The sequence below is a fragment of the Ruegeria sp. K11 genome (assembly GCF_056531905.1).
In genome coordinates, this window is record NZ_JBQFMP010000004.1 from 300,990 (window position 1) to 326,803 (window position 25,814).

A 25,814-nucleotide genomic window follows, 5' to 3' on the forward strand; every position below is an offset into this window, starting at 1 on the left:
GTGGCCTCGCTATATGCGAGACCGAAACGCCATCCACATGAGGCCACAGATGAGTTTTGACCGCAGCATCAAGATCGCCCCGTCGATCCTGTCCGCCGATTTCGCCAATTTCGGCGCCGAGATTCAGGCGATCGAAGCACAGGGGGCCGATTGGGTCCATGTGGACGTTATGGACGGGCATTTCGTACCAAATCTGACATTTGGCCCTCCGGCCGTGAAAGCGTTCCGTCCGCACGTCAAAACAGTGATGGATGTGCATCTGATGATCTCGCCGGTTGATCCCTACATTCAGGCTTATGCCGACGCGGGCGCGGATATACTGACCGCCCATATCGAGGCCGGGCCGCACACCCACCGCACCCTGCAGGCCATCCGCGCCGCGGGTATGAAAGCCGGCGTTGCGCTGAACCCCGGCACCCCTGCGGAAGCGGTCGAACATCTTTTGGACCTGACCGATCTGATCTGCGTAATGACTGTGAACCCCGGCTTTGGCGGACAGAAGTTCATCGACATGACTGCCAAGGTGCGACGCCTGCGCAAGATGATCGGGGACAGACCGGTGCATATCGAAATTGACGGGGGCGTTGATCCCAATACGGCACCTTTGCTTTCCGCTGCAGGGGCGGATGTCCTGGTGGCCGGATCAGCCGTGTTCAAAGGCGGCTCGGTCTCCGATCCGGATGTCTATGGCGCAAACATCCGCGCCATCCGCGCAGCGGCTGAACCGGCGTAACGGCGATTTGACGGCTGCGTCCATGGGCAGGAAACAGCCGTTTACCCGCCCACAGCTGCAATACTCACGTCAATGAGAACAAGTTCACATAACAACTTGTCCCAATCGCTCTAGGTTGCATGAGATCGGGTCAGGCCCGCCCGGCCACGTGTCGACGGCCCAAATCCCGATGCCAACAATTCAGGGAGCGAGAAAATGTGCGATGTATGTGTGATGAACGCGGTCAAAGATCGGATGCTGTCCCGGCGTTCGTTCTTCAAGGCCGGGGCTGCAATGGCAGCCGGAACGGCACTGGGCGCGGCGGCAACCACTCCGGCTATGGCGGCAGGGCACGGCGAAGTGGTCGATATGACCCATATTTACGATGCAGAGTTCCCGACTTACTTTGGCGCGCCCGGCATCGAGGCCACACAGGCGTTCAACTTCAAGGATAACGGCTTCAACCTGTTCAATCTGGCGGTCAATGAACACACCGGTACACATATCGATGCGCCGCTGCATTTCTCGGCAGATGGACAGGCTGTCGATGAGATCCCGGTTTCAAATCTTGTGTGCCCGCTTTGCGTGGTCGATATCGCGGCCCGCGCAGCAGATGACGCAGACACACAGGTGACGCCCGACGATCTGAAAGCGTGGATTTCTGCGAATGGTCCAATCCCCGATGGTGCCTGCGTGGCGATGCATTCCGGCTGGGGCGCGAAAACCGGGTCTGCCGAATTCCGCAACGCCGATGGCGAAGGCAAAATGCATTTCCCCGGCTTTCATGTCGAAGCGGCGCAAATGCTGATGGACGAGACCGGCGCGGTGGCGATGGCCGTGGATTCCCTGTCGCTGGATCACGGGCCGTCCGCCGACTTTGCCACGCACTATGCGTGGTTGCCGACCAACCGCTATGGAATCGAAAACCTCGCCAATCTGGACAAGGTTCCGGCCAGTGGCGCGACTTTGGTCGTCGGCGCTCCGGCCCATCGCGGAGGCTCGGGGGGACCTGCTCGCATCTTTGCGATGGTCTGACGCCACAATCGCAGGCAGGCGGCCACCGTGCCGCCTGTCTTATCTGTGTTCAGGCCCTTCAGGTTTGCATCTGCTGCACAGCGGTTATTCCGAAAGGCGACTGGTTGGTTGCAGACTGCAGCCTTAAAATGCGCGACGATACCGCTCTGACAAAGACATCTTACCATGCGCCATTCTCTTCACCCCCGCCCCACACTGAATGTTCTCGTCGAGATCGCAGGCGACATCGCCCGCGGAATTCTGTCGGGCTTTGCCCGCATCGGCGAAGCACGCGCAAAATCGCGGCGTGTCTCGCGGCTGTGGGCGCTGACAGATGCCGAGCTTCAGGTACGTGGCCTCAGACGAGAAGACATCGTCAGGCTGGTGATGGCCGACGTGATCTGACACCGGCCCGCTGAATCCACTCCCGCCCATGACCGTCAGGCCGCAGCAGTGCGAGGGCTTTCGCAGGCCGCAATACGTTACCGATTTCTTGGCATTGCAACATTTCGGTTACATTTTTCTTGCCGCGAATCGCAGATCAGGGTATTAACCGACCCATCGGTCACTTAATTATGCGCCATCCGCCGGACCTCGTTTCAGATACCTGGCAGAGCCGCATAAAGGGGAGGGGAACTGAGATGTACGCTCAGATGATCAAAACAGCCGGAACCGGCGTGAAAACGCGCGAGGACATGTCCGACCAAGAGCGCGCTTTTCAAGACAAGATCGACGCCGACATCAAGATCGAACCCAAGGACTGGATGCCGGATGATTACCGCGCCACCCTGATCCGCCAGATCGGTCAGCATGCCCATTCCGAGATCGTCGGCCAACTGCCCGAAGGCAACTGGATCACCCGCGCACCCACGCTGGAGCGTAAGGCAATCCTGCTGGCCAAGGTACAGGATGAGGCCGGGCATGGGCTGTATCTGTATTGCGCTGCGGAAACGCTGGGTGTCAGCCGCGACGAGATCACCGAAATGCTGCTGGATGGCCGTATGAAGTACTCGTCGATCTTCAACTATCCGACGCTGAACTGGGCCGATATCGGCGCGGTCGGATGGCTGGTCGATGGCGCTGCGATCATGAACCAGGTGCCGCTGCAGCGGACCTCTTTTGGCCCCTATTCGCGCGCAATGATCCGCATCTGCAAGGAAGAGAGCTTTCACCAGCGTCAGGGTTATGACGCGATTCGCAAGATGGCCGAGGGCACGCCCGAGCAGCGCCGAATGGCGCAGGATGCGTTGAACCGGTTGTGGTATCCGTCGCTGATGATGTTTGGCCCGTCCGACAAGGACAGCGTGCATTCAGCTCAATCCATGGCCTGGAAGATCAAGATCAACACCAATGACGAGCTGCGCCAGAAATTCGTCGATCAGACTGTCCCGCAGGCCGAATATCTGGGGCTGACCATCCCCGACCCCGACCTGAAATGGAACGATGAACGCGGTCACTATGACTACACCGATCCGGACTGGTCAGAGTTCTATGACGTGCTCAAAGGCAACGGCCCCTGTAATGTGGATCGTCTGGCCGCACGCAACAAGGCCTGGGACGACGGCCAATGGGTGCGGGACGGATTGCTGGCCCATGCCCGCAAGAAACGCACCCGCAATCTGGCGGCAGAGTAAACCCAAGGAGGACACACAATGAACAACGAATGGCCCCTGTGGGAAATCTTCATCCGCGGCCAACATGGCATGAGCCACCGTCACGTCGGCTCGCTGCACGCCCCCGACGCGGAAATGGCGATCAAGAACGCCCGCGACGTCTATACCCGTCGCAACGAAGGCGTTTCGATCTGGGTGGTCGAAGCCAACAACATCTCGGCCTCGTCGCCCAGCGACAAAGGCCCGCTGTATGAGCCCAGCGAAAGCAAGGTTTATCGCCACCCGACCTTTTTCGACATCCCCGACGAAGTGGGGGCGATGTGATGACCAGGGACGAGGCATTCCTGCAATTTCTGCTGCGGATGGGCGACAATACCCTGATCCTCGGCCACCGCGTCAGCGAATGGTGCGGCCACGCGCCGGTGCTTGAGGAAGACATCGCGCTGGCCAACACCGCGCTGGACCTGATCGGTCAGACTCAGATGTGGCTTGGCCTTGCAGGTGAGATCGACGGCGGCAAAAGCGCCGATGATCTGGCCTTTCTGCGTGATGCCTGGGATTTCCGCAATGTGCTGCTGGTCGAGGTGCCCAATGGCGATTTCGGCCGCACCCTTATGCGTCAGTTCCTGTTCGATGCCTGGCATTCAATCATGCTGGGCCGGCTGATGACATCGTCGGATGACCGCGTCGCGGCCATCGCGGCCAAGGCCAGCAAAGAGGTCACGTACCATCTCGAACGCTCGGGCGACACCGTGGTCGGGCTTGGCGACGGAACCGAGGAAAGCCATGCCCGGATGCACGATGCGCTGACCTATCTTTGGCCTTATGTGGGCGAGATGTTCGTCAGCGACGATGTGGACGCCGAACTGGCCAAGGCCGGGATCGCACCGAACCCCGCCGAGCTTCGTTCGGAATATGACGAGCTGATCGGACGGGTTCTGACCGAAGCAACCCTGACCATTCCCGACAGCCGCTTTGCCCACAAGGGCGGGCGCGACGGGCGAATGCATACCGAACATCTGGGCCATCTGCTCACGCAGATGCAGTGGTTGCAACGCGCCTATCCCGACGCAAGCTGGTAAAGGCAAATGCGCGCTACAACGGATCAGATCTGGGAATGGCTTGATGCCGTTCCCGACCCAGAGATCCCGGTGATTTCGGTCGTGGATCTGGGCATCGTGCGCGACGTGCGGTGGGATGAGGACACGCTGAAGGTCACGGTCACACCAACCTATTCCGGCTGTCCGGCGACATCCGTCATCAGCATGGATATCGAAACCGCCCTGCGCGACCACGGTATCGACGATGTCCGGATCGAAACCAGCATCTCGCCGGCCTGGACCACCGACTGGCTCAGCGACAAGGGCCGCGCCCGGCTGGAGGAGTTCGGCATCGCACCGCCCCAACCCGCAGGCGGGCCCGAACGCTGCCCGCGCTGCGGCAGCAAGGCCGTGGAGAAGGTCAGCCAGTTCGGCTCGACCCCGTGCAAGGCGCATTGGCGCTGCACCGATTGCCTGGAACCGTTTGACTATTTCAAGTGCATCTGAGGGAGGATCACCGGATGGCACGCTTTCACGATCTGGAAGTCACCGAGATTCAAAAAACCATCCGCGACGCGGTGGTTGTGACGTTAAAGCCGCAAAACGGTGCTGCGGCTGAATTCGAGTTCACCCAAGGCCAATATCTGACCTTCCGGCGCGACTTCGATGGCGAAGAGCTGCGCAGGTCCTATTCGATCTGTGCGGGCAAGGATGATGGCATTCTGCAGGTCGGTATTAAACGTGTCGATGGCGGGGCATTTTCCACATGGGCCAACACGGACCTCAAGGTTGGAGACGTTGTGCAGGCGATGCCGCCCATGGGCAGCTTTTACACAGCAATCGATCCTGCGGCAGAAAAACAATACCTCGGCTTTGCGGGCGGGTCCGGCATCACCCCGGTGCTGTCGATCCTCAAGACCACATTGGCGCGAGAGCCGCATTCGCGCTTCACGTTGGTGTACGCCAACAAGGGCGTGAACACGATCATGTTCCGCGAGGAACTGGAGGACCTGAAAAACCTCTATATGGGCCGTCTGAACGTGATCCATATCCTTGAGGCCGACGCGCAGGAGATCGAGTTGTTTACCGGTCTGGTGACCGAGGACAAATGCGCCGAACTGTTCAAACACTGGATCGATATCGAAAACGTCACCACCGCGTTCATCTGCGGGCCGGAACCGATGATGCTGGGCATCGCTGCGGCCTTGCGCGCGCATGGGCTGGATGACGGGCAGATCAAATTCGAACTGTTTGCCAGCGCCCAGCCGGGCCGTGCCAGACGCAAGGCCAGTGGCGCGGATACAGCGTCACAGGCCAACCAGACTAGGGCCGCAATCACCATGGACGGGGCCACGCAGACGGTCACGATGCCCAAAGATCGGTCAATCCTTGACGCCGCTTTGGACAACGCGATGGACGCGCCATTTGCCTGCCGCGCCGGGGTGTGTTCGACCTGCCGCTGCCGGGTGATTGAAGGCGAAGTCGAAATGGTCGCCAACCACGCGCTTGAGGATTACGAGGTTGAAAAGGGTTATGTGCTGAGCTGTCAGGCCTATCCCCTGACCGATACCGTCACCGTCGACTACGACCAGTAAAGGGAGAGGACCGATGGCCGAAGACATGACACTGGAAAGCTATCTGGCGGCGGGCGGTGTTCTGACCAACCCCACCAACGTACCGCCGCGCTATCGTGCCGAGCTTATGAAACTGATGGCCACTTTCGTCGACAGCGAGTTGGCAGGTGCGGCCGGATTTGCTGATGTCATCAATCAGGGGCCCGGCATCAAGGAACGGATTGCGGCGGCGAAAATCGTGCTTGAGAAAACCGACAATGCCGACCGTGTCCTGAAGATCATGGGCGAGTTTGGCGCGGACACGCAGCGATACGCCACCCATCATCCCTGGACCGCGCGCCTTGATCGGGACGCCGACATTGGCACAACCCGCAGTGAACACGATATGCGTCTGGCCGTCTTCAACTATCCCATCGACGGTTGGGCCGACGCTGTGATCATGAACTTGCTCATGAGCCGGGCCGTGGCCGAACAACTGGCCGAGTTTTCGACAATTTCATACCAGCCCCTTGCCGAGGCGTTCCGCGCCATCGCCCCGATCGAGGCGCATCACGGCGTACTGGCCCTTGAAGGTGCCACCAAACTGGCTGAGCAAGGCCTGACAGCCCAGATGCAGGCATCGGTGGATTATTGGTGGCCTCGCGTGGCGGCCAGTTTTGGCACGGCCACGACCGACAAGCTTGAGACCTTGCGAAATATGGGGCTGCGCCGCCTGACCGGTGCCGAATTGAAATCCCGCTGGATCGTCGAGGCAACCCGCATCGTTGACCAGTTGGGGTTGAAAGCGCCATGAACTGCCAAACGCAGGCGCTCAGCCCGGGCGCTTGCAGCTGATCAATCCGTATTTCAATGCAAAAGACCGCAGGGACCGGCGGCGGGATTGCTTGCGCGGCACTCCCTGTTTGGCCTGTGCGCCGCCCTTTCGGTTGAATTCGTACACATCGATGACCTTTTCGGCGCAACCGCAGGCCTCGCCCAATCCAACCTTGGCGAAATAGAATTTGTCGAAACGGTCCGGGCGGCGCATGGCAGTCCTCCTGCCGTCATTGAACCAGAACACGCCGCAAAACCCAAATCACGACCTTGCGGGCGGGAGGTTTACAGCCCGCTGAGCCCGTTCAGCGTCAGATCGCTGACCAACGCTGCATAATCGGCACGCGCGACCTCATCCGCGCCCGTATTCCACATGTAGAACCAGTTCAGCATCCCGAAAACCGACATGGTGGCGGCGCGCAGTTTGGCTGCATCGTCGCTGAACGTATCTGGCGCAACACGCGCGATGATGTCGCTGACAAAAACCACCAGATCCCGTTGATATCCGCGCAACAATTTCTGCTGATCCTCGGGCAGGGCGGACATGCCGCTGGTCTGCACGCGGTGTTCGTCATCGACGCCCTGATAGGCCAGCAGAATTTCCCGCACCACACGCCTGAGGCGATCTGCCGGATCGAGCCCCTGAAGGTCTAGCCTACAAATCTGATCGCGCAGCTGCCGCAAATAGCTGTCGAGCATGTCGAACAGGATCGCGTCCTTGCTGTCATAGTAGTGATAGATGTTGGCCTTCGATATCCCGCATTCCCGCGCCAGCTGAGACATCGACGCCCGGTCGAACCCCTCGCGTGCAAAGACGCTGGCGGCAGTTTTCAGAATACGCGCGCGTTTGTCATCGTGATCTTTTGCTATGGTGCGGGCCAATCTGGTGCTCTCCGGCTTGCTCAGGCGTTACGGTTGTCGACGACACGTCGGGCCTTGCCCTGACTGCGCTCGACCTCGCCGGGTTCGCCGACATCTATCTCGGTCGAGATGCCAACGACATCTTTGATCCGGCGCGACAACATTCGCGCGGCGGCGGTTTTGCTCAATTCATCCGCCGCGTCCGGTGCAGCCTCGACATGCACGCGCATCGCATCCATCCGGCCTGCCCGGTACAGCTCGATCTGGTAGTACGGCGCAAGGCCCCCAGTGGCCAGAACCTGTTCTTCGATCTGGCTGGGAAAGACGTTCACGCCTCGCAGGATGATCATGTCGTCCGAACGGCCTGTGATCTTCTCCATCCGCCGCATCGACCGCGCGGTGCCCGGCAGCAGCCGCGTCAGGTCGCGGGTTCGATAGCGGATCATCGGCAACCCTTCTTTGGTCAATGTGGTAAAGACCAGCTCGCCCATCTCACCATCGGGCAGAACCTCGCCTGTCTCGGGGTTGATGATCTCAGGGTAAAAATGATCTTCCCAGATCACGGGACCATCTTTGGTTTCGACACATTCATTGGCCACACCCGGACCCATGATCTCGGACAGGCCGTAGATATCCACCGCGTGCATATCGAACGCCTGCTCGACTTCGGACCGCATCGAATCGGTCCACGGCTCGGCCCCGAACACACCCACGGCCAGAGACGACTCGCGCGGGTCGAGGCCGACCTTGTGGTATTGTTCAAGAATGTTGAGCATATAGGACGGCGTCACCATGATCCCGTCCGGCTTGAAATCGGTGATCAGATCAACCTGTTTGGCAGTCTGCCCGCCACTCATCGGCACGACAGTCGCGCCCAGACGCTCGATCCCGTAATGCGCGCCCAAACCGCCGGTGAACAGGCCATACCCATAGGCATTGTGTACCATATCACCGCGGCGCAATCCGCTGGCACGCAGGGACCGGGCCACCAGATCGGCCCAATTGTCGATATCGCCTTGTGTATAGCCAACCACCGTAGGCTTTCCCGTGGTCCCGGATGAGGCATGAACGCGAATGATCTGCTCGCGCGGCACGGCAAACAGACCAAAGGGATAATTGTCGCGCAGACCGGTCTTGTAGGTGAAAGGGAAACGCGCCAGATCAGACAGCGAGTGCAGGTCGTCCGGGTGTACCCCGGCCTCATCGAATCGCTGCCGATACATGGGCACATTGTCATAGGCGTGGCGCAGCGACCATTTCAGACGGTCCAGTTGCAGGCTGCGGATCTCGTCAACCGACGCAATCTCGATCGGATCCAGATCCGATTTATTCGGACTCAGGTCTTTCATGCCATCGTCCCTCCCTCAGGTTTCTTCAATAACTGCGCCTTTGACCGCGCGGGAAAATCCGCGAAACTCGGCGATCTTTTGGCCATTCTGATTGGTGACGGACACATCGTAAATGCCGCTGCGGCCTGTAAGGCTCACCTCGGCGGCCTGCGCCGTCAACTGGTCCCCCTGACGCCCGGGAGCCACGAAACTGATCACGTCATGATGGGCCACGGTCGACTGATTGCGACTGTTGCAGGCAAACGCAAAGGCGGTGTCAGCCAGCATAAAGATCACGCCACCATGACAGATGCCATGCCCGTTGCAGTGATGCGCCTCGACGGTTAGCGACAAGATCGCGGTCCCTTCATCCACCTTGCCCAGTTCCATCCCCGCCCATTTCGAGGCGTTGTCGCGGGCCCACATGGCCGCCGCTGCGTGTTCAGCCAGGTCCTTGGCGGTCATTTCAGCGCCCCTTGAACACAGGCTTGCGTTTTTCCAGAAAGGCGCTGACCCCCTCGGCGTAATCGGCGCTTTCTCCGCAGGTTTTCATCGCGTCGGCTTCAAGGTCCAGATGCTCTGTCAGCGTGTCAACCGCTGCCGCCTGAATGGTTTGTTTGGTCATCGCAAACCCCAGCGTCGGTCCGCTGGCGAATCCTTCGGTCAGCGCGCGGGCTTCGTCCATCAGTTCGGCATCGGGCACGGCTTTCCAGATCAACCCCCAATCGGCGGCCTGACGGGCGGGCAGAGGTTGGCCGGTCAGCGCAAGCCCCTTGGCCCGTGCCTCGCCGATCAGCCTAGGCAGGTGCCAGCTGCCACCCGTGTCCGGGATCAGGCCGACCTTGGCGAAGGACTGGATGAATTTGGCCGAGTCCGCAGCCAGAACGATATCGCAGGCCAATGCAAGGTTCGCCCCAGCCCCCGCCGCAACACCGTTCACAGCGCAGACAACCGGGAATTCCAGAGACCTGATCAGTCGAACAAGCGGCGCATAAAAACTGCGGACGGTCTGCCCCAGATCAGGCGGTCCGTCCATACGCCTGGGGTCCCGATCACCCAAATCCTGACCGGCGCAAAATCCGCGCCCTGCTCCGGTCAGCAGCACGGCACGCGCGCCACCATCACGCGCATCCTCAAGGGCTGTGCGTAGGGCCAGATGCATCTCTTCGGTGAAACTGTTCAGCTTGTCGGGCCGATTCAGTGTGATTTCAACCCACTGACCGTGGTCTCGCGAAAGAATAGTATCGGACATGGCAAGTTCGCTTTGCATTTGTTACAACAAACTTCTTGCATAAACCGAACGGTTGGTCAATAAATTCCCGCAACACCGGCCCGGATTCTGCAATCGACGCACGCGAAGACAGCGTTGATGGTTACAAAACCGGCCATTAGCAAATTAACGATCCGCGCTTTTGAGGAGGAGACCCGGTCATGAAATTCACCAAGCTCACCACCCTGCTGGCCTCGGCAACGCTGGCGGTGTCCGGCACCATCGCCTTTGCTGCCGACTACACCCTGACGATTTCCAGCTGGGCCCCGCCGACCCATGGCATCAACGCAAAGATGTGGCCCAAATTCGTCGAGATGGTCGAAGAGGCCACTGACGGCAAAGTCACCGCAGAACTCAAGCTGGGCATCGCCCCGCCGCCCGCGCAGATGGACCTGATCATGGACGGTGCCGCCGATGCCTCGATCATCTTCCACGGCTATCAGCCGGGCCGCTTTGTCACCACCAAGCTGATCGAACTGCCGGGCTATGAAGGCTCGGCCGAGGAGGCTTCGGTCGCCTATTGGCGCGCCTATGATGCGCACTTGAAAGCTGCAGATGAGCATCGCGGCGTAAAGGTCATCGCGCTGCACACCCACGGCCCCGCGCAGCTGCATTCCAACAGCCCCGTGACCTCGCTGGACGAAGTGTCAGGCCTCAAGGTCCGCATCCCCGGCGGCGTTGGTGGTGACGTGGGCGCGGCGCTTGGCGCGACCGGCATTCAGGTGCCCGCGCCAAAGGTCTATGAAACGCTGGCCTCGAAAGCCGCCGACGGCGTTGTGATGCCGTTCGAATCCCGCAAGGGCTTCAAGCTGACCGAGGTGGCTCAGAACGTCTATGAAATGCCCGGCGGTCTGTATCGTGGCTCCTTCGCCTTCATCATGAACGAAGACACCTTTGCCGATCTGCCCGCTGACCTGCAGGCGGCGCTGGACGAAAACGTGTTCGGCGAACCGCTGAGCCGTGAAATCGGCAAGATCTGGGATGAGATCGACGCTTCCGGCCGTGAGGCGACAGAAGCCACCGATGGCAACGCAATCAATGCCGCCACCGATGCCGATCTTGAGAAGTTCTCGGCGATTGCCCAAGACATTCGCGGCAAGGTCATCTCCGAAGTTGACGCGACAGGCGTTGATGCCCAAGCGGCGTATGACATGATCAAATCGGAAATGTCCTCGAACTGATCCGATTGCAGGGCGGTTTTCTGCCGCCCTGCCCCACCCTGCGTGAGTTTCCCATGACCCCGATAATCCAGCTTGTGCGCCGTGCCAGCGCCCTTCCCGTGATCGTCGCTTGCATTGCCCTGTTCATCTTGATGGTGATGACCTTTTGCGATGTCATCCTGCGCTCGGTCTTTAATGCGCCTATTGAGGCGGCGACCGAGCTGACGCGCATTCTGATGGCCATTCTGGTGTTTTCGGTGCTGCCCATTGTCTCGACCACAAACGGGCATATCGCGGTCGATCTAACGGACGGGTTCTTCAACCGCCTGCACCTGTCGCGCGCCCGCGATGTGGTGATCTATGTGATCAGTGGCATCATGCTGTTCTGGCCGGTGCAGCGCGTCTGGGTTCTGGCCGAACGCGCGCGGGATTATGGGGATGTGACCGAGTATCTCTCGATCCCCACCTACCTGATCGGCTGGTTCATCGCACTGTCCGTCGCCATCACCGCGCTGGTGATGATCGCCACCGGACTGCTGAAAGCCTTCGCCCCCAATGCCCTGTCGGAGCCCCTGCAATGACCGCTGCGCTGATCGGATTTGCGATTGTCCTGATACTGGTGCTGATGCGCCTGCCCATCGTCTTTGCCATGGGCGTCGTCGGCACGCTGGGCTTTGCCTATGAACGCGGCGGGTCGATCCTGTCCGAACGGGGCCTCAAGGCTGCCATGTCCATGGTGGGCCGCCAGATCACCGATACCGCGCAGGATTACGGCCTGTCGGTGGTGCCGCTGTTCATCCTCATGGGCCTGTTCGTCAACAAGGGCGGCATGGCGCGCGAGCTTTATGCGGTGTCCAACGCCTTTCTCGGCCATATGCGGGGCGGCATCGCCATGGCAACCGTCGCGGCCTGCGGCGGGTTCTCGGCCATTTGCGGCTCGTCGCTGGCCACGGCAGCCACCATGTCCAAGGTCGCGATGCCGCAGATGCGGCGCTATGGTTATTCCGATGAGTTGTCGACCGCGTCGATTGCGGCGGGCGGCACGCTGGGCATCCTGATCCCGCCATCGGTCATTCTTGTCATCTACGGGCTGCTGACCGAAACCTCGATCGGCAAGCTGTTCATGGCGGGCATCATCCCCGGCATCCTCGGCATTCTGTTCTACCTCTTCGCCGTGCGTTGGACCGTCTGGCGCAACCCCGAGTCCGGCCCCGCCGGAGAACGCGCCACATGGTCCGAACGTATCCGCGCATTGGGCTCGGTCTGGGCCGTGCTACTGCTGTTCTTTCTGGTCATCGGCGGGCTTTACGGAGCCTTTGATTTTGAACCCCTGAACCTTACCTTCTCACCCACCGAGGCCGCAGGTATGGGTGCTGCCGGGGCTTTTCTGATCGCCCTGTTTCGGGGCGGCCTGACCGTCGGGTCAACCTTCGAAGTGTTGAAAGAAACCTGCTTCACTGCTTCGGCCCTGTTCGCAGTTCTGATCGGTGCGCAGATCTTCTCGAACTTCATCAACCTCGCCGGTTTACCTGAAGCCCTGATCGCGATGGTCACGGCTTATGACGTCGCGCCGTTTGTGGTGATCCTGATGATCCTCGGCATTTACATCATCCTGGGTTGCGTGTTCGAGTCGCTCTCGATGCTGCTGCTGACCGTCCCGATCTTCTTCCCGCTGGTCACATCTCTGGGCTATGATCCAATCTGGTTCGGCATCGTCGTCGTGGTGGTCACCGAAATCTCGCTGATCACCCCGCCCGTAGGCCTGAATGTATTCATCCTGAAAGGGGTGGTGGGCGACGTTTCCACCGGCACAATCTTTCGCGGTGTCACCCCGTTTTGGGTCGCCGATATCTTTCGCCTCGCGCTGATCGTGCTGGTGCCCATCGTGGTCCTGTACCTGCCACAGCAAATGGGCGCGTTGGGGCACTGAGCCCCCGCTTAAAACAGGAGAACACCATGTCCCTGCATCAGATTTCCAGCTTTACCGCAGGCCAATGGCTCGCACCCGGAGACGGCGCACGCACCATCGCCTCAGCCATCACCGGCGCGCCCTTTGCCACCGCCGGAAACGCGGCGCTCGACGTGCAGGCAATGCTGGACTACGCGCGAAATACAGGTGGCCCCGCCCTGCGCAAGCTGACGTTCCACGACCGCGCCCGGATACTGAAAGCTCTGGCGCAGGAGCTGTCGGCGCATAAACAGGCGCTATACGACCTGAGTTTTGAGACCGGGGCAACGCAGAAAGACCACTTGATCGATATCGACGGCGGCATCGGCACGATGTTTGTCTTTGCCTCAAAAGGGCGGCGCGAGATGCCGGATGCGCAGGTCTATCTGGACGGCGACTCCGAGCAACTGTCGCGCAACGGTACGTTTCTGGGCCAGCATATCTGCACCCCTCTGCAGGGTGTGGCGGTTCACATCAACGCCTTCAACTTCCCCGTTTGGGGAATGCTGGAAAAGCTGGCCCCGACCCTGCTGGCTGGCGTTCCCGCCATCGTGAAGCCTGCCACCAACAGCTGCTATGTCACCGAACTGGCGGTGCGTATCATGCTGGACAGCGGCATCCTGCCTGCCGGAGCGCTGCAACTGGTGTCCGGCGGGTTGGGCGACATGCTGGATCATCTGGGCTGTCAGGATGTGGTCAGCTTCACCGGTTCGGCCAGCACCGCGCTCAAGCTGCGGCAGACGCCTGCGATCCTGCAGAACTCGGTCCGGTTCGTGGCAGAACAAGACAGCCTGAACGCCTCGATCCTTGGCCCGGATGCCGCCCCCGGAACGCCCGAGTTTGACCTGTTCGTCAAAGAGGTCAGCCGCGAGATGACCACCAAGGCAGGCCAGAAATGCACCGCCATCCGCCGGATCATCGCACCCGAAGCGCAGGTCGATGCGGTGATCGCCGCGCTGTCGGACCGGCTGGCAAAGATCACCATCGGCGACCCTCGGGCCGAGACCACCCGCATGGGCGCGCTGGTGTCGAACGGGCAAAAAGCCGACGTGTTGGAAAAGGCCGCCCTGATCGGGCAGGAGGCCGAGCGCGTCTTCGGCAACCCCGAGACCTTCGACCTGCAAGGCCCCGAAACCGGAGCCTTCGTGCCCCCGATGCTGTTCCACTGTGCCGATCCTGACAACGCCCAGCGCGTGCATGATACCGAGGCCTTCGGCCCCGTCTCAACCCTGATGGGCTATCGCGATCTGGATCATGCGGTGGCGCTGGTCAATCGCGGTCAGGGGTCGCTAGTGACCTCGCTCATCACCCATAACACCGATGTTGCCCGCGCCGTGGTGATGGGCGCGGCGGCCTATAACGGGCGGATCTACATCGACGACCGCGACTCGATGGGGGAATCGACAGGCCATGGCTCGCCGCTGCCGCATATGGTGCATGGCGGACCGGGCCGTGCAGGCGGGGGTGAGGAACTGGGCGGCGTGCGCGGCGTGAAACACTATATGCAGCGCACCGCCATTCAGGGCTCACCCCGGATGCTCAGCAGCATCGGCCCCAAATGGGTGCCCGGAGCGCCCGAGATCAAAGGCCCCGCGCACCCCTTCACCCGTAAATTCAGCGAGCTGCAGATCGGCGAGACACTGCACACCGATCCGCGCACGATCACGCTGGACGATATCGAACATTTCGCCCATTTCACCGGCGATACGTTCTATGCCCATATGGACGAGGACGCAGCGGCGCGAAATCCGTTCTTCCCCGGCCGCGTTGCGCATGGCTACCTGTTGCTCAGCTTTGCGGCGGGCCTGTTCGTGGAACCGAACGAGGGGCCGGTGCTGGCCAATACCGGGCTGGACGGGCTGCGGTTCATGAAGCCGGTCGTGGCTGGTGACAGCATCAAGGTCCGCCTGACCGTCCAGCAGAAAACCCCTCGAAACGAGGAATATGGCGAGGTCCGATGGCATGTCACCCTGACCAATCAGAATGACGAACAGGTTGCCGAGTACCAACTGCTGACTATGAACGCGTTCTGAATGTGAAACTGTTTTTCTTATTGGCGTCGGCGGGTTAAACTGGGCGCATGACCAGCCAGGACACGTGGTTCAACACGGCTGTCGCCGAATTGAAGGACCCGCAGGATCAGCGGGTGTGGTCGATTATCGTGTCGCTTTTCGGTGATATGGCGCAAGAACCGGGAGCACAGATATCGGGCGGGGCCCTGACGCGCATCATTGAACCCATCGGGATCAAACCCGAAGCGATCCGCGTGGCTGTCCATCGACTGCGAAAGGACGGCTGGATTCAAAGTGACCGTATCGGGCGGGAATCACGCCATGTGCTGACCGATTTCGGGCGCAGCCAGTCCGCTGCGGTCACGCCACGCATCTACGCACGTGATCCGGCCCAGACGCTGCACTGGCATATACTGATCGCCGAAGACGGAACGGGGACCAAGGTTCTGGAAGATATCATGCTCAGCCATGACTATACGCCGATTGGGCGCAATGTCGCGCTGGGGGTCGGGCCAGTGCCCGATCAGACCGAAGGCTTGCTGGCGCTCAACATATCACCGCAATCCGCACCGGCCTGGGTGCAGGATCGTCTTTGCCCTTCCGACCTGCGTGCGGCATGCCAGGCATTGCAGCGCGACGCTGCCCGCACCTTGGCCCTGCGCCCCGACAGATGGGTGGCCACGCCGTTTCAGACTGCAACACTGCGGACCCTTTTGGTGCATCGCTGGCGGCGTGTCGTGCTGCGGCAACCGGATTTGCCGCTGGCCTTTTATCCATCCGATTGGGCGGGACCCGAATGCCGCAAAACCGTCTTTCGTTTGCTGGACTCGCTGCCGCGCCCGTCTCCGGAAATCCTCGGTGCGGTGGCGTGACCCAAAGTCATCCTGTTCAATCTTCAGCACGCACCCATATTCTGAAAGACGCCAAGTCCGATACGCACGAGGGGAGAGGATCATCATGGTGTCCGAAACCGAAATGCTGATTGTCGGCGCGGGCTTCTCGGGCCTGACCATGGCGCTAGAGGCACGCAATCGTGGCCTCAAATCCGTTACGATACTGGAAAAAGCCGGGGATATTGGCGGCACATGGCGCGAGAACACCTATCCGGGCGTGGCCTGCGATGTGCCCTCGCACCTTTATTCCATGGCAAGTCACCCCAACCCGAACTGGAGCCGCGCCTATGCCGGTGGCGCAGAAATTCAGTCCTATCTGCAGCGCGTCGCGCGCGACGAAGGGTTGTATGATCTGTGCCATTTCCATCAAGAACTGAAGTCGGCCAGATGGGATGGCACCCGCTGGCAGGTTGAAACGCAAGACGGCCACAGGTGGTCAGCACGGTTTCTCGTATCCGCCATTGGTGCGCTGCATGTCCCGCACATTCCGAAGATCCCCGGCGCGGACGGGTTTGCCGGTGCCAGTTTCCATTCCGCTGGATGGAACCATCAGGTGCCTTTGGAGGGCAAGCGCATTGCCGTTATCGGCACCGGCGCATCGGCGGTTCAGTTCGTGCCCGAAATCGCCAAATCCGCCGCGCGGGTCACGGTTTTTCAGCGTAGCGCACCTTACGTTCTGCCCCGCCCGGACGGGCCCATTGCGCCTTGGCTGCGCCGTCTTTACCGCGCCCTTCCGCTGCTGGCACGCACGCGGCGGCGCTTGATCTATGCGCTGTTCGAATTCCGCCACCGCGTGTTCAGAGGCGAACCCAAAGCCGTCGCCTTTGCCATGAAGATGTGGCAACAATCGCTGGAGCGCGCGATCCGGGACCCGAACCTCAGGAAGCACCTGACACCGGATTACACAATCGGCTGCAAGCGCATCCTCAGCTCGAACGACTGGTACCCGACGCTGGCGCGCGACAATGTCGATCTGGTTCCGCACGGTGTCGCCTCGATCCGGGGCAATACGATTATCGCGTCCGATGGCACGGAAACCGAGGCGGACATACTGGTCTGGGGCACCGGATTTCATGTGACCGACGTGGTCGAGCGTCTGGATATCAGCGGCACGGATGGTCTGACTCTTAAACAAGCCTGGGCGGATGGAATGACAGCGCATCTTGGAACTGCGATTGTGGGGTTCCCGAACTTCTTCATCCTGCTGGGTCCGCATACCGGACTGGGGCATAACTCGGTCGTTCTGATGATCGAGGCGCAGGTGGACCATGTCGGGCGCGTTCTGTCCGGGATGCAGGGCCAAAGCTTGAAAACAATCACTCCCTCACCCGAAAAGCAAACCGCCTTCACCGCCGAGATGAAGGACCGGCACGCCGACAGCGTGTGGCAAATGGGCGGCTGCACCTCGTGGTATCAGGATGCACAAGGGCGCAACACCACGTTATGGCCCGGTACGGTGACAGAATTCAGAAAACGCATGGCCGGTTCGGGTCTGGAACAATACGAGCCCGCAGCACCGAGACAGGGAGACACAGTATGATTTTTCTGACAATCCTGGCTCTGCTTGCGGCATTTCTGTTGGGGATGCACCTCTGGACGCGAAGTCTGACCCGGCAAGGTCAGCAGATGGTGCCGCAGCTGGGTCAAATTATGCCCGTGTCCGGCGGCAGCATCCATTATGTGGAAAGGGGAAACCCCGACAACCCCTCCATTGTGATGATCCACGGGTTATCCGGGCAATTGCAACATTTCACTTATGCGCTGATGGATGTGCTGGCGGATGACTTCCATGTGGTGGCGGTAGATCGCCCCGGATGTGGCTACTCGACCCGTGACCGTGCCGAACTTGCCAACCTGCCGGAACAGGCGAGAATGATTCACGAATGCCTTGACGCCAAAGGTATCAAAAACCCGATCCTGGTTGGGCATTCGCTGGGAGGAGCCGTGTCGCTGGCCATGGCTCTCGATTTCCCCGGGGATGTTTCGGCGCTCGCCCTGCTGGCCCCCTTGACCCAGAAGATGCCGGGCACACCGCCGGTTTTCAAACCGCTGGAAATTCGGACCGGTTGGCTGCGAAATCTCATCGGACATACGATCGCCGTGCCCATGGCCCGCAAGACCGCACCTTTGGTTCTGAAGGATGTTTTTGCGCCCGAACCCGCGCCCGAGGACTTTCTGGACCGCGCAGGCGGTGCGCTTGGCCTGCGCCCTTCGGCCTTCATCACCGCGTCGCAGGATGTGATTGGCATCGAAGCCAGCCTTGAGGCCCAGACCAATCGCTATCCCGACCTCGATATCCCCGGCGGCATTTTGTTCGGCACCGAAGATCCGATCTTGTCAGCCTCTATACACGGCGAACGCATGACCAAGTTTGGCCTGAGCTACGAGGCATTGGAGAGTCTGGGCCATATGATCCTGATCACGGAACCCAACGCGTGCGCGCGCTTTATCCGCAAGGTCGCGCAAAGCGCTTCGGCAAACCCTGACGCCGCCGCACCCACCTGAAACGCGATCCCGACATTTCCATCCCGCTTAGCGCATTTCCCTCTTGACCCTCTGCAGTACCTCCCTTACATCGCCTCTCACTCATGGCGGAGTAGCTCAGTTGGTTAGAGCAGCGGAATCATAATCCGCGTGTCGGGGGTTCAAGTCCCTCCTCCGCTACCATTGCACCCCTCAACCACATAAATTTAAACCACCTCTCTTGAGGCGGCGTGCCCACGCCCGATGTTATTCCCATCAATTTGTTTTTGATGCTCAGCCGCTCGTTCCTGTGTTGGAGCAGCAGGCAATCTTGCCGTTTGGTTGGATACCCGGTCACTTCCATGAGACAACTTCGTTGCACCCATTGAACGCTGATAATCCCTGATACGGCGGTGGTACAGGTTATGGGATTGCACGAATGGTTGACGAATACGATGCAGCGTCGGAGTGCAGAGAAACCAAAAAACCAACTATTCCAACACAGAACAATTATCCGGATCAGAAGATATCAGTCTGACCCGCAAGCAGATCCACGAATGTCGGAAAACGCGTGATACAGTCAAGATCGACCCTGTGACAGGACCTGCAACAAAACAACCGGCCCAAACTGGACCGGCTGCGAGTTGGGACATTCAGCTTGGTTCACGACCCCGGTCGCTCACTTCGTCCACATCCAAGCAGTAAGATGTATTTCTACCTACAGGTCACACGGCTTGTGTTTCTGTCGACGATGAGGTTTGGCAACGCGGAGGGTTAAACCAACCTTGCTCTGATCCTTCGCACTTCAATACCAACTTTAAGGACAGGCCTTTGTCCATTGGCATATCTGGCTCGCAACATAAGCGACACCCTGACCTACGACAGAAGTCAGCCCCACAATAAACATGAGCGCCGCCTTTGCGGACACCCCGGCAAAGGCGGCCAAAGCAACAACTGGCGCCGAAGTGACCGTCATGAGCTTGATCCCGACAACCCCGGCGGCGACAATCGCCGCCGCAATCGTGTAGCAGCCGACTTTGCACAACGTGCATTCTATCCCGTTAATTTCCGAGAAACTTGCCTCGCTGGACATCTGTTCGAAAACGTCGCCGAAACCCAACTCTTCAAAGCAATAGCGGTTAAAGTCTTTGAAGTCCCGTGTCTGCAGCGGAAATCCTGCATCCGCAAAAACCTGTCCTGGGTTGATTGCCAGCTCTGCCAAAAGGTTCTCGTCAGATTCCGCAGCTTCCAGACAGAGACCTATCGTTAGAACTTGTTGAGGCACCCAATCAGAACGTGGCGTGTCACTGAGGTTGGAAAGAATATCCATTTCAAATCTCCTAAAATCTATTTCAACGAATCGGGCGAAAAAAAATGCCTACAAATTGATACCACAGATAAGCGTGTTCACTGGAAATGGTCTGTGACGTCCTTTGATGAGATTTCCATCATCTTGTCTTCGAGGGATTAGAACTCCACGCACAGGGGCTCAATTTGCCCGGCCTCACTTGCCAGTGCGCCGGTTACCCAGCCTTATACCCAGCGATTTTTGCCAATATATGGCAATAGACGGCAACCCACGACAAAAGTCAGCTTAAAAACAAAGAGTTTTTTCGTGAAATGGCAACGCGCGGCAAAAGGCTAAGACAGAGCGAACAGAGCGCCGGGCTTACTCCGGCCCGTCAACCTGTACGCTCAGACCCACTTTTTTGCGTCCCATCACCACAGATGTCCGGAACCGGCGGACATTCGAGTTGTCAAAGAACAGACGCTGCGTGAGCTTTTCAAAATCATCCATATCGCGGGCGGTGCAAATCAGGCAGAAATCGGCGTCCCCGGTGACGTAGTAACACTGCTGCACCATGGGTTCCGACTGAACCTGCCGTGCGAAGGCATCGATCTGGTCCTGACGTTCGCGCTCCAACTCTACCGTGACAATGAAGCTCATGGTGACGCCGACCTTTTTGGGGTCGACGATTGCGACCTCTGCCCGAATGACGCCCGCATGCCTGAGCGCCTTCAAGCGCCGCTGGACGGACGCAACCGAGAGACCGGTTTCTGACGCAAGAGCGTCCAGCCCCATCTTAGCGTCAACCTGCATCAGGCTCAGCAACTTTCGGTCGGAACGATCAAGTTTCATGTATGTGCCTACTGAAAACGAGAAAATTTCTCATAAAATATCACCAAATGATCAAAACACAGCAAAGAAACTCGGTACAACAAGGGAATGAAAAACACCATATCTCTCCACGCAAACGCGCCGGCAGCCTTGTTGCGGGCATGTCCTGTATATGAACCTTCTCCCCTGGAAAGCCGCAGCTTTGAAGGGCGCCCCGTTCTGATCAAGGACGAGACCAAAAGGATGGGCCTTGGGGCCTTTAAAGCCCTGGGCGGTGTCTATGCGGTCGCCCGGTTGATCGAAGCACACATCGGCGAGGTGGTGGAACCAGCCGCTCTTCTGGACGCCCCTGTGCGTGCACTTGCGGGCACCATGACATTCGTGTGCGCCAGTGCTGGCAACCATGGCATGGCCGTGGCTGCAGGTGCACGCCTGTTCGGAGCCCGGTCCCGCATTCATCTATCCCAAACCGTGCCCGAAGACTTTGCCCGGCGCCTGCAGGACAAAGGGGCCGAGGTTGTTCGTTCGGGCGCGGATTACGAGGAAAGCGTTGCCGCAGCCATCGCAGATGCTGAGGCAACCGGTGCAATCCATCTCGCCGATGGGTCATGGCCAGGATACACCGAACCTCCGCGTCTGGTGATGGAGGGGTACACGGTATTGGCCGAAGAAATGCGCGCCGCGTTGGAAGACAGTGGGCAATGGCCAAGCCATGTCTATTTGCAGGCTGGTGTTGGCGGGCTGGCTGCAGCCGTTGCCTATATGATCCGGTCCAACTGGCCGGTTCAGCCCAAAATTACCGTGGTTGAACCCGACGCCGCCCCGTGCCTGCGTGACAGCGCCCTGGCCGGTCACATGGTTACGGTCGAAGGGCCTGTCTCGAACATGGGACGGCTGGACTGCAAAACGCCATCGATGTTGGCGCTGGACATCCTGAAGGACTGCGCAAACGAGTGGGTCACCATCAGCGATGCGCAGGCGGTATCAGCGGTGGAAATGGCCCGTGATCTTGGGTTCTCGACCACGCCTTCGGGGGCGGCAGGATTGGCCGCATGCATGTTCCGGGACGATGTCATGCCCCTTGTCATCTTGTCAGAAGGCGGTGTTTCGGATGATTGATCTGCCTGCCTTTCGCCGCGATCTGCACGCTCATCCGGAAACCGGGTTTGATCTGGATCGGACTGCCGGGCTGATTGCCACCCGGCTTGAGGCAGCGGGTTTGGACGTTATGCGCGGCATCGGCAGAACTGGCCTTGTGGCGACCTTTCGACGCGGCCCCGATGACACCGCAATCGGATTTCGGGCGGATATGGATGCGCTGCCCATTCAAGAAGCCAACACATTCGCCCATTGCTCGACGATTCCGGGTAAATTCCATGGCTGCGGGCATGACGGGCACAGCACTATGCTGCTGGGGGCTGCGATGAAGCTGGCGTCGGACCCCTCGCTGGACCGGACCATCCACTTCATCTTTCAGCCGGATGAAGAAAACGGGACCGGCGCAGAGGCCATGATCTCGGATGGTTTGTTCGAGCGGTTTCCGATGGCGTCGATCTACGGGTTGCACAACATGCCGGGCATGGCGCTTGGTCATTTCGCCACGCAGGCCGGTCCGTTCTGTACCTTCGAGGACAATTTCGAGATCAGGATCAAAGGGCGCGGCGGTCATGCCTCGATGCCCGAGCGGGGAATCGATCCGCTTGTTGTCGGGTCTTCAATCGTCCTGCAGTTGCAATCCATCGTCTCTCGTACCTTGCCACCCAGCGCCCATGCCGTCGTCTCGGTCACCGAGTTTCTGACCGATGGAGCGCGCAATATCTTGCCCAGCACTGTCGTGCTGAAAGGTGATTGCCGTGGATTTTCGGACGACGTGTCCAAAGCCATCGAAAGCAGAATACGTGCCATTGTCGAAGGGATTTGCGTAGCGCAAGGCGCGTCGGCGCAAGTGGATTACACTACGTCCTTCCAGCCCCTCGTCAATGATCCGGGCGCGACAGCTATCGCAGTCAGGGCAGCCGAGACAGTTGGATCAGTGGATGCCGATTTCGGGCGTGTCGGATTTTCCGAGGACTTCGCCGCGTTTCTGCAGCACCGTCCGGGTGCGTTCGTCCTGATGGGAAACGGGACCGAAGGCGCGTCCGCGATGCCACTGCATAATCCGGCTTATGATTTCAACGACGCGGCTGTCGCGCATGGAATTGCGTTCTGGGCAACACTTGCGCGTCAGATCTGAGCATCCTGCACACAGGGTTTGCGAGGCAGCGGAGTGACCGCTGCCTCGCCCTTTGGTTTCCAATCAGCTTGCTGTTTCGTGCGCCAGTGCATCCAGCAATGTACCAAGGTTGTGCTGGAACATCGCAAGATAGCTTGTCGCCGGGCCGCCGCGTTCCGACAGCGCATCCGAAAACAGACGCCCACCAATCACGATGCCCGTTTCCGACGAAATCTGTTCGACCAGCGCGGGGCTGGTGATGTTTTCGACAAACAGCGCCGCTGCACCTTCCGCTTTCAACTGATCGATCAGAACAGCCAGATCACGGGCCGAGGGCTCGGCCTCGGTATCGATCCCGACAGGGGCCAGAAAAGTCAGGCCATAAGCATCGGCCAGATAACCAAACGCGTCATGAGCGGTCACAACGGTGCGGCGGTTCTTGGGCAGGTCTGCCAGTTTCGCCTTGGTCTCGGCATCCAGCGCTTCAAGCTCGGCAATATAAGCATTGGCGTTGGTTGCAATCTGGTCGGCATGCTCGGGCATGGCCTCTGTCATGGCGGCCGCGACATTGGTCACATAGATCACACCATTCGACAACGCATTCCAGGCATGGGGGTCGATCTCGCCGTCAACCGTAACCGGCGTGACGCCATCGGTTGCGACATGCACCACGGCTTCGGTACCTGATTCCGCGATCAGAGTGTCAGACCATGTCTCAAAGCCCAAACCATTTACAAAAATGATATCCGCCTCGGCCACTGCACGGGCATCGGCGACCGATGGCTGGTACACATGCGCGTCGGCATCGGGGCCCACAATGGTTGTGACAGTGGCCAGATCGCCCACCACCTCTTCCACCATGTCACCGAGGATCGAGAAGCTGGCGACGATCTTCACGTCATCTTCAGCAGCCAAGGCCGGAAATGCGGCCAGAGCAAACGACACCGACGCAATGCCGGCATAGAGGGACTTAACAAGAGTCATTGTGCTCTCTCTTCATGTTGAATTTGCGCAACCGGAGTGTCTTTTGGAACAGACGTCTTGCGCGGCCGTCTGCCAAAGCCAAGCGGCCCAAAAATGGCCGAGATCAGGAAAAAGCTGCCCGCAACCAGCACAATGGCCGGGCCGGACGGGGTTTCAGGGAACAGGTATGACAGGGTCAATCCGATCCAGCAGCTTGCGAGAGCGAAGATAAAGCCCAACACCAGCTGCCCGGTGATCGTGCTGGCCCAATAGCGCGCAGCGGTCGCCGGCAGGATCATCAGACCCACCGCCATCAGAGTGCCCAGTGTCTTGAACGCCGCCAGCAGGTTCAGGACCAACAGCAGCATAAAGCCCTGATCGACCAGCCATGGCCGCCGCGTCTGGGTTTCAAAAAAGACCGGATCGCAGGTGCTAACGATCAGGGGCCTCAGCAGCACCGCGAACGAGACCAGCGTAACAGTCGCCACACCCCCGACAAGCAGCATGGACGCATCATCAATGCCTAGGATCGAGCCGAAAAGGAAACTCTTCAATGGAACCGCAGACCCTGCCGCCGACAGGATGAAGATACCCACCGCCAGAGCGATCAGATACAGCGAGGCAAGGCTGGCATCGCTGCGCAGGATGGTACGGCGCGCCAGCATCGCGGTCAGCAGGGCAACGCCCACGCCCGCAATCAGCCCTCCGACCAGCAGCGACATGACCGACAGACCTGCCGTCACGAAACCGATTACGATGCCGGGCGTGATCGCATGGGCCATCGCCTCTCCTGCCAGAGACAGGCGACGCAGGACCAGAAACGCGCCGACGGGGGCGACCGAGGCTGACAGCACCGTGGTCGCGACAAATGCGCGGCGCATGAATGCAAAACCCCACATTTCACTGATAAGATCAAACATGCGCAGGCTCCGTTTTTGCTGGGTCACCCCGGAACATCCACGAGGCCTGGCTTTCCGACAGATATCCCTGAGCGACCAGCCTGTCAGGGGTCAGTACATCGTTGACGGGACCATGCGTGGCCTCTTGCCCGCCCAGCAGCAACGCGTGGCTGCAATGATCCAGGACCGAAGACAGATCGTGCACCACCAGCACAACAGCACGTCCTTCGTCGCGCCACCGGCGGATAATCGACAACAGATGGGCTTCGGTGCTTTGATCGACCGCCGCAAAGGGTTCGTCCAGCAAGATCAGCGGGGCGTCCTGCATGATGACCCGCGCAAACAAGGCCCGCTGAAGCTGACCACCGGACAGCATGTGAAGAGGGCGATCCGCGATGTCCAGCACCCCGGCTTCGTCCAGAGCCTCGGTCATCCGCGCGCGCGCCGCGGCATCCAGCCCGGTCCGGAAGCCAAAGCCCCGCCACGCGCCCATCGCGGCAAGGTCGCGGACGCGGATGGGAAAGCGCCGGTCGAACTCGGTCATCTGCGCGAGATAGCCAATTTCACGAGGGCGTCCGTTGGGCCAGTTCAGGCTGCCAGACAACGGGTCCATCAGACCCAGCAGCATCTTTACGAATGTGCTTTTGCCCGCTCCGTTGGCACCCAGCACCGCCAGCGTAGTCCCTGCCTCGATGTCCATGGACAGGCGATGGAACAGCGTCAGATCCCGGTATCCCAGCGTCAGATCGCGAATTTGAAGAACAGCCGACATCAGATCACCGCATAAATGGCAAGCCACAACACCGCCGAAAGCGCCAACGCCCCTGCGACCAGCACCGGTACGCTGAATTCTGTGAAACAGCGACCTTGAGGCATGTCCGGGTTCAGGTCACGCACGCGCCGGGTCATCGGGCCACTCC

Annotated in this window: 29 protein-coding genes and 1 tRNA gene; 19 read left to right on the forward strand and 11 right to left on the reverse strand. The window is 59.7% G+C overall.

Going from position 1 to position 25,814, the window contains the following annotated elements; genetic code table 11:
* Positions 1-49: 49 nt before the first annotated feature.
* The 9 genes from rpe (at position 50) to ACR0K4_RS08640 (ending at position 6,746) form a co-directional block, all read left to right on the forward strand.
* Positions 50-733 (forward strand): ribulose-phosphate 3-epimerase, encoded by a 684-nt coding sequence (gene rpe / locus ACR0K4_RS08600; RefSeq protein ID WP_480853616.1) that lies wholly within the window; start codon positions 50-52, stop codon positions 731-733.
* A 195-nt stretch (positions 734-928) separates the two neighbouring features.
* Positions 929-1,747: a cyclase family protein gene (locus ACR0K4_RS08605; RefSeq protein ID WP_480853617.1), complete on the forward strand. Its 819-nt coding sequence runs from the start codon at positions 929-931 to the stop codon at positions 1,745-1,747.
* A gap of 165 nt (positions 1,748-1,912) precedes the next feature.
* The gene (locus ACR0K4_RS08610; RefSeq protein ID WP_480517437.1) at positions 1,913-2,131 is read left to right on the forward strand and encodes a DUF1127 domain-containing protein; all 219 of its coding nucleotides are present in this window, start codon (positions 1,913-1,915) and stop codon (positions 2,129-2,131) included.
* Positions 2,132-2,367: 236 nt separating this feature from the next.
* Positions 2,368-3,360, forward strand: coding sequence for a 1,2-phenylacetyl-CoA epoxidase subunit PaaA (gene paaA / locus ACR0K4_RS08615; RefSeq protein ID WP_480517435.1), 993 nt, complete (start codon positions 2,368-2,370; stop codon positions 3,358-3,360).
* A gap of 18 nt (positions 3,361-3,378) precedes the next feature.
* On the forward strand, positions 3,379-3,663 hold the full coding sequence (gene paaB / locus ACR0K4_RS08620; protein WP_010437865.1) for a 1,2-phenylacetyl-CoA epoxidase subunit PaaB: 285 nt from the start codon (positions 3,379-3,381) through the stop codon (positions 3,661-3,663).
* Positions 3,663-4,421, forward strand: coding sequence for a 1,2-phenylacetyl-CoA epoxidase subunit PaaC (gene paaC / locus ACR0K4_RS08625; RefSeq protein WP_480517433.1), 759 nt, complete (start codon positions 3,663-3,665; stop codon positions 4,419-4,421). Before paaB ends, paaC begins: the two co-directional genes overlap by 1 nt.
* Before the next feature lie 6 nt (positions 4,422-4,427).
* Entirely contained in the window at positions 4,428-4,886 is a 459-nt protein-coding gene (paaD, locus tag ACR0K4_RS08630) for a 1,2-phenylacetyl-CoA epoxidase subunit PaaD (protein ID WP_480853619.1), read from the forward strand.
* Between the two features lie 14 nt (positions 4,887-4,900).
* Positions 4,901-5,974, forward strand: a complete 1,074-nt coding sequence (locus ACR0K4_RS08635; protein ID WP_480853620.1) for a 2Fe-2S iron-sulfur cluster-binding protein — start codon at positions 4,901-4,903, stop codon at positions 5,972-5,974.
* A gap of 13 nt (positions 5,975-5,987) precedes the next feature.
* Positions 5,988-6,746, forward strand: coding sequence for a Phenylacetic acid catabolic protein (locus ACR0K4_RS08640; RefSeq protein ID WP_480517427.1), 759 nt, complete (start codon positions 5,988-5,990; stop codon positions 6,744-6,746).
* An 18-nt stretch (positions 6,747-6,764) separates the two neighbouring features.
* Here ACR0K4_RS08640 and ACR0K4_RS08645 read toward each other — a convergent pair whose 3' ends face one another.
* From ACR0K4_RS08645 to paaG, 5 genes are all read right to left on the reverse strand, one after another.
* Complete coding sequence (locus tag ACR0K4_RS08645; RefSeq protein WP_480853621.1) at positions 6,765-6,980, reverse strand: hypothetical protein; 216 nt, start codon at positions 6,978-6,980, stop codon at positions 6,765-6,767.
* Between the two features lie 71 nt (positions 6,981-7,051).
* Positions 7,052-7,648 carry a TetR/AcrR family transcriptional regulator gene (locus ACR0K4_RS08650; RefSeq protein WP_480517423.1) on the reverse strand — a complete coding sequence of 199 codons (597 nt, stop codon included), beginning with the start codon at positions 7,646-7,648 and terminating at the stop codon, positions 7,052-7,054.
* Positions 7,649-7,668: 20 nt separating this feature from the next.
* On the reverse strand, positions 7,669-8,976 hold the full coding sequence (paaK, locus tag ACR0K4_RS08655) for a phenylacetate--CoA ligase PaaK (RefSeq protein ID WP_480853622.1): 1,308 nt from the start codon (positions 8,974-8,976) through the stop codon (positions 7,669-7,671).
* Positions 8,977-8,991: 15 nt separating this feature from the next.
* Positions 8,992-9,420 carry a hydroxyphenylacetyl-CoA thioesterase PaaI gene (paaI, locus tag ACR0K4_RS08660; protein WP_480853624.1) on the reverse strand — a complete coding sequence of 143 codons (429 nt, stop codon included), beginning with the start codon at positions 9,418-9,420 and terminating at the stop codon, positions 8,992-8,994.
* A gap of 1 nt (position 9,421) precedes the next feature.
* Positions 9,422-10,207 (reverse strand): 2-(1,2-epoxy-1,2-dihydrophenyl)acetyl-CoA isomerase PaaG, encoded by a 786-nt coding sequence (gene paaG / locus ACR0K4_RS08665; protein WP_480853625.1) that lies wholly within the window; start codon positions 10,205-10,207, stop codon positions 9,422-9,424.
* A 179-nt stretch (positions 10,208-10,386) separates the two neighbouring features.
* On the opposite strand from paaG, the gene ACR0K4_RS08670 reads away from it, so the two are divergent.
* The 8 genes from ACR0K4_RS08670 to ACR0K4_RS08705 all read left to right on the forward strand — a co-directional run bounded on the left by ACR0K4_RS08670 (position 10,387) and on the right by ACR0K4_RS08705 (position 18,905).
* Positions 10,387-11,406, forward strand: a complete 1,020-nt coding sequence (locus ACR0K4_RS08670; protein WP_480517415.1) for a TRAP transporter substrate-binding protein — start codon at positions 10,387-10,389, stop codon at positions 11,404-11,406.
* A gap of 53 nt (positions 11,407-11,459) precedes the next feature.
* Positions 11,460-11,966, forward strand: a complete 507-nt coding sequence (locus ACR0K4_RS08675) for a TRAP transporter small permease (protein WP_480853626.1) — start codon at positions 11,460-11,462, stop codon at positions 11,964-11,966.
* Positions 11,963-13,315, forward strand: a complete 1,353-nt coding sequence (locus ACR0K4_RS08680; RefSeq protein WP_480853627.1) for a TRAP transporter large permease — start codon at positions 11,963-11,965, stop codon at positions 13,313-13,315. The genes ACR0K4_RS08675 and ACR0K4_RS08680 overlap by 4 nt, the downstream gene beginning before the upstream one ends.
* 26 nt (positions 13,316-13,341) lie before the next feature.
* Complete coding sequence (gene paaZ, locus ACR0K4_RS08685) at positions 13,342-15,366, forward strand: phenylacetic acid degradation bifunctional protein PaaZ (RefSeq protein ID WP_480853628.1); 2,025 nt, start codon at positions 13,342-13,344, stop codon at positions 15,364-15,366.
* 47 nt (positions 15,367-15,413) lie between these two features.
* Positions 15,414-16,217 (forward strand): PaaX family transcriptional regulator C-terminal domain-containing protein, encoded by an 804-nt coding sequence (locus tag ACR0K4_RS08690; RefSeq protein WP_480853629.1) that lies wholly within the window; start codon positions 15,414-15,416, stop codon positions 16,215-16,217.
* A gap of 85 nt (positions 16,218-16,302) precedes the next feature.
* Complete coding sequence (locus tag ACR0K4_RS08695) at positions 16,303-17,778, forward strand: flavin-containing monooxygenase (protein ID WP_480853630.1); 1,476 nt, start codon at positions 16,303-16,305, stop codon at positions 17,776-17,778.
* Positions 17,775-18,743, forward strand: a complete 969-nt coding sequence (locus ACR0K4_RS08700) for an alpha/beta fold hydrolase (RefSeq protein WP_480853631.1) — start codon at positions 17,775-17,777, stop codon at positions 18,741-18,743. Before ACR0K4_RS08695 ends, ACR0K4_RS08700 begins: the two co-directional genes overlap by 4 nt.
* Positions 18,744-18,828: 85 nt before the next feature.
* Positions 18,829-18,905 (forward strand) — tRNA-Met (locus ACR0K4_RS08705).
* 613 nt (positions 18,906-19,518) lie between these two features.
* Here the strand turns inward: ACR0K4_RS08705 and ACR0K4_RS08710 are convergent.
* Entirely contained in the window at positions 19,519-20,031 is a 513-nt protein-coding gene (locus ACR0K4_RS08710; RefSeq protein WP_480853632.1) for a hypothetical protein, read from the reverse strand.
* Positions 20,032-20,370: 339 nt separating this feature from the next.
* Complete coding sequence (locus ACR0K4_RS08715; RefSeq protein WP_480853633.1) at positions 20,371-20,841, reverse strand: Lrp/AsnC family transcriptional regulator; 471 nt, start codon at positions 20,839-20,841, stop codon at positions 20,371-20,373.
* Positions 20,842-20,928: 87 nt separating this feature from the next.
* On the opposite strand from ACR0K4_RS08715, the gene ACR0K4_RS08720 reads away from it, so the two are divergent.
* Together ACR0K4_RS08720 and ACR0K4_RS08725 are read left to right on the forward strand one after the other, a co-directional pair.
* Positions 20,929-21,939: a pyridoxal-phosphate dependent enzyme gene (locus ACR0K4_RS08720; protein WP_480853634.1), complete on the forward strand. Its 1,011-nt coding sequence runs from the start codon at positions 20,929-20,931 to the stop codon at positions 21,937-21,939.
* A complete protein-coding gene (locus ACR0K4_RS08725) occupies positions 21,932-23,053 on the forward strand; it encodes a M20 aminoacylase family protein (RefSeq protein WP_480853636.1) in 1,122 nt (373 codons plus the stop codon). Before ACR0K4_RS08720 ends, ACR0K4_RS08725 begins: the two co-directional genes overlap by 8 nt.
* Before the next feature lie 63 nt (positions 23,054-23,116).
* On the opposite strand, the gene ACR0K4_RS08730 is transcribed toward ACR0K4_RS08725, so the two are convergent.
* From ACR0K4_RS08730 to ACR0K4_RS08745, 4 genes are read right to left on the reverse strand one after another with little or no spacing between them, the layout of a single operon-like run.
* The gene (locus tag ACR0K4_RS08730) at positions 23,117-24,016 is read right to left on the reverse strand and encodes a metal ABC transporter solute-binding protein, Zn/Mn family (protein ID WP_480853637.1); all 900 of its coding nucleotides are present in this window, start codon (positions 24,014-24,016) and stop codon (positions 23,117-23,119) included.
* A complete protein-coding gene (locus ACR0K4_RS08735) occupies positions 24,013-24,915 on the reverse strand; it encodes a metal ABC transporter permease (protein WP_480517392.1) in 903 nt (300 codons plus the stop codon). The genes ACR0K4_RS08730 and ACR0K4_RS08735 overlap by 4 nt, the downstream gene beginning before the upstream one ends.
* Positions 24,908-25,666 carry a metal ABC transporter ATP-binding protein gene (locus tag ACR0K4_RS08740; protein WP_480517390.1) on the reverse strand — a complete coding sequence of 253 codons (759 nt, stop codon included), beginning with the start codon at positions 25,664-25,666 and terminating at the stop codon, positions 24,908-24,910. Before ACR0K4_RS08740 ends, ACR0K4_RS08735 begins: the two co-directional genes overlap by 8 nt.
* Positions 25,666-25,803, reverse strand: coding sequence for a hypothetical protein (locus ACR0K4_RS08745; protein ID WP_480517388.1), 138 nt, complete (start codon positions 25,801-25,803; stop codon positions 25,666-25,668). Before ACR0K4_RS08745 ends, ACR0K4_RS08740 begins: the two co-directional genes overlap by 1 nt.
* Positions 25,804-25,814: the final 11 nt, after the last annotated feature.

Excerpts from the sequence above, each read along its gene's own strand:
- paaA (WP_480517435.1), top strand. The coding sequence starts at position 2,368 with ATGTACGCTCAGATGATCAAAACAGCCGGAACCGGCGTGAAAACGCGC.
- ACR0K4_RS08640 (WP_480517427.1), top strand. The coding sequence starts at position 5,988 with ATGGCCGAAGACATGACACTGGAAAGCTATCTGGCGGCGGGCGGTGTT.
- ACR0K4_RS08735 (WP_480517392.1), bottom strand. The coding sequence starts at position 24,915 with ATGTTTGATCTTATCAGTGAAATGTGGGGTTTTGCATTCATGCGCCGC.
- ACR0K4_RS08700 (WP_480853631.1), top strand. The coding sequence starts at position 17,775 with ATGATTTTTCTGACAATCCTGGCTCTGCTTGCGGCATTTCTGTTGGGG.
- ACR0K4_RS08675 (WP_480853626.1), top strand. The coding sequence starts at position 11,460 with ATGACCCCGATAATCCAGCTTGTGCGCCGTGCCAGCGCCCTTCCCGTG.
- ACR0K4_RS08710 (WP_480853632.1), bottom strand. The coding sequence starts at position 20,031 with ATGGATATTCTTTCCAACCTCAGTGACACGCCACGTTCTGATTGGGTG.
- ACR0K4_RS08670 (WP_480517415.1), top strand. The coding sequence starts at position 10,387 with ATGAAATTCACCAAGCTCACCACCCTGCTGGCCTCGGCAACGCTGGCG.
- paaZ (WP_480853628.1), top strand. The coding sequence starts at position 13,342 with ATGTCCCTGCATCAGATTTCCAGCTTTACCGCAGGCCAATGGCTCGCA.
- ACR0K4_RS08720 (WP_480853634.1), top strand. The coding sequence starts at position 20,929 with ATGAAAAACACCATATCTCTCCACGCAAACGCGCCGGCAGCCTTGTTG.
- ACR0K4_RS08610 (WP_480517437.1), top strand. The coding sequence starts at position 1,913 with ATGCGCCATTCTCTTCACCCCCGCCCCACACTGAATGTTCTCGTCGAG.
- ACR0K4_RS08745 (WP_480517388.1), bottom strand. The coding sequence starts at position 25,803 with ATGACCCGGCGCGTGCGTGACCTGAACCCGGACATGCCTCAAGGTCGC.
- paaI (WP_480853624.1), bottom strand. The coding sequence starts at position 9,420 with ATGACCGCCAAGGACCTGGCTGAACACGCAGCGGCGGCCATGTGGGCC.
- paaB (WP_010437865.1), top strand. The coding sequence starts at position 3,379 with ATGAACAACGAATGGCCCCTGTGGGAAATCTTCATCCGCGGCCAACAT.
- paaK (WP_480853622.1), bottom strand. The coding sequence starts at position 8,976 with ATGAAAGACCTGAGTCCGAATAAATCGGATCTGGATCCGATCGAGATT.
- paaG (WP_480853625.1), bottom strand. The coding sequence starts at position 10,207 with ATGTCCGATACTATTCTTTCGCGAGACCACGGTCAGTGGGTTGAAATC.
- ACR0K4_RS08715 (WP_480853633.1), bottom strand. The coding sequence starts at position 20,841 with ATGAAACTTGATCGTTCCGACCGAAAGTTGCTGAGCCTGATGCAGGTT.
- ACR0K4_RS08695 (WP_480853630.1), top strand. The coding sequence starts at position 16,303 with ATGGTGTCCGAAACCGAAATGCTGATTGTCGGCGCGGGCTTCTCGGGC.
- ACR0K4_RS08645 (WP_480853621.1), bottom strand. The coding sequence starts at position 6,980 with ATGCGCCGCCCGGACCGTTTCGACAAATTCTATTTCGCCAAGGTTGGA.
- ACR0K4_RS08730 (WP_480853637.1), bottom strand. The coding sequence starts at position 24,016 with ATGACTCTTGTTAAGTCCCTCTATGCCGGCATTGCGTCGGTGTCGTTT.
- ACR0K4_RS08635 (WP_480853620.1), top strand. The coding sequence starts at position 4,901 with ATGGCACGCTTTCACGATCTGGAAGTCACCGAGATTCAAAAAACCATC.
- paaD (WP_480853619.1), top strand. The coding sequence starts at position 4,428 with ATGCGCGCTACAACGGATCAGATCTGGGAATGGCTTGATGCCGTTCCC.
- ACR0K4_RS08725 (WP_480853636.1), top strand. The coding sequence starts at position 21,932 with ATGATTGATCTGCCTGCCTTTCGCCGCGATCTGCACGCTCATCCGGAA.
- ACR0K4_RS08605 (WP_480853617.1), top strand. The coding sequence starts at position 929 with ATGTGCGATGTATGTGTGATGAACGCGGTCAAAGATCGGATGCTGTCC.
- ACR0K4_RS08680 (WP_480853627.1), top strand. The coding sequence starts at position 11,963 with ATGACCGCTGCGCTGATCGGATTTGCGATTGTCCTGATACTGGTGCTG.
- ACR0K4_RS08740 (WP_480517390.1), bottom strand. The coding sequence starts at position 25,666 with ATGTCGGCTGTTCTTCAAATTCGCGATCTGACGCTGGGATACCGGGAT.
- rpe (WP_480853616.1), top strand. The coding sequence starts at position 50 with ATGAGTTTTGACCGCAGCATCAAGATCGCCCCGTCGATCCTGTCCGCC.
- paaC (WP_480517433.1), top strand. The coding sequence starts at position 3,663 with ATGACCAGGGACGAGGCATTCCTGCAATTTCTGCTGCGGATGGGCGAC.
- ACR0K4_RS08690 (WP_480853629.1), top strand. The coding sequence starts at position 15,414 with ATGACCAGCCAGGACACGTGGTTCAACACGGCTGTCGCCGAATTGAAG.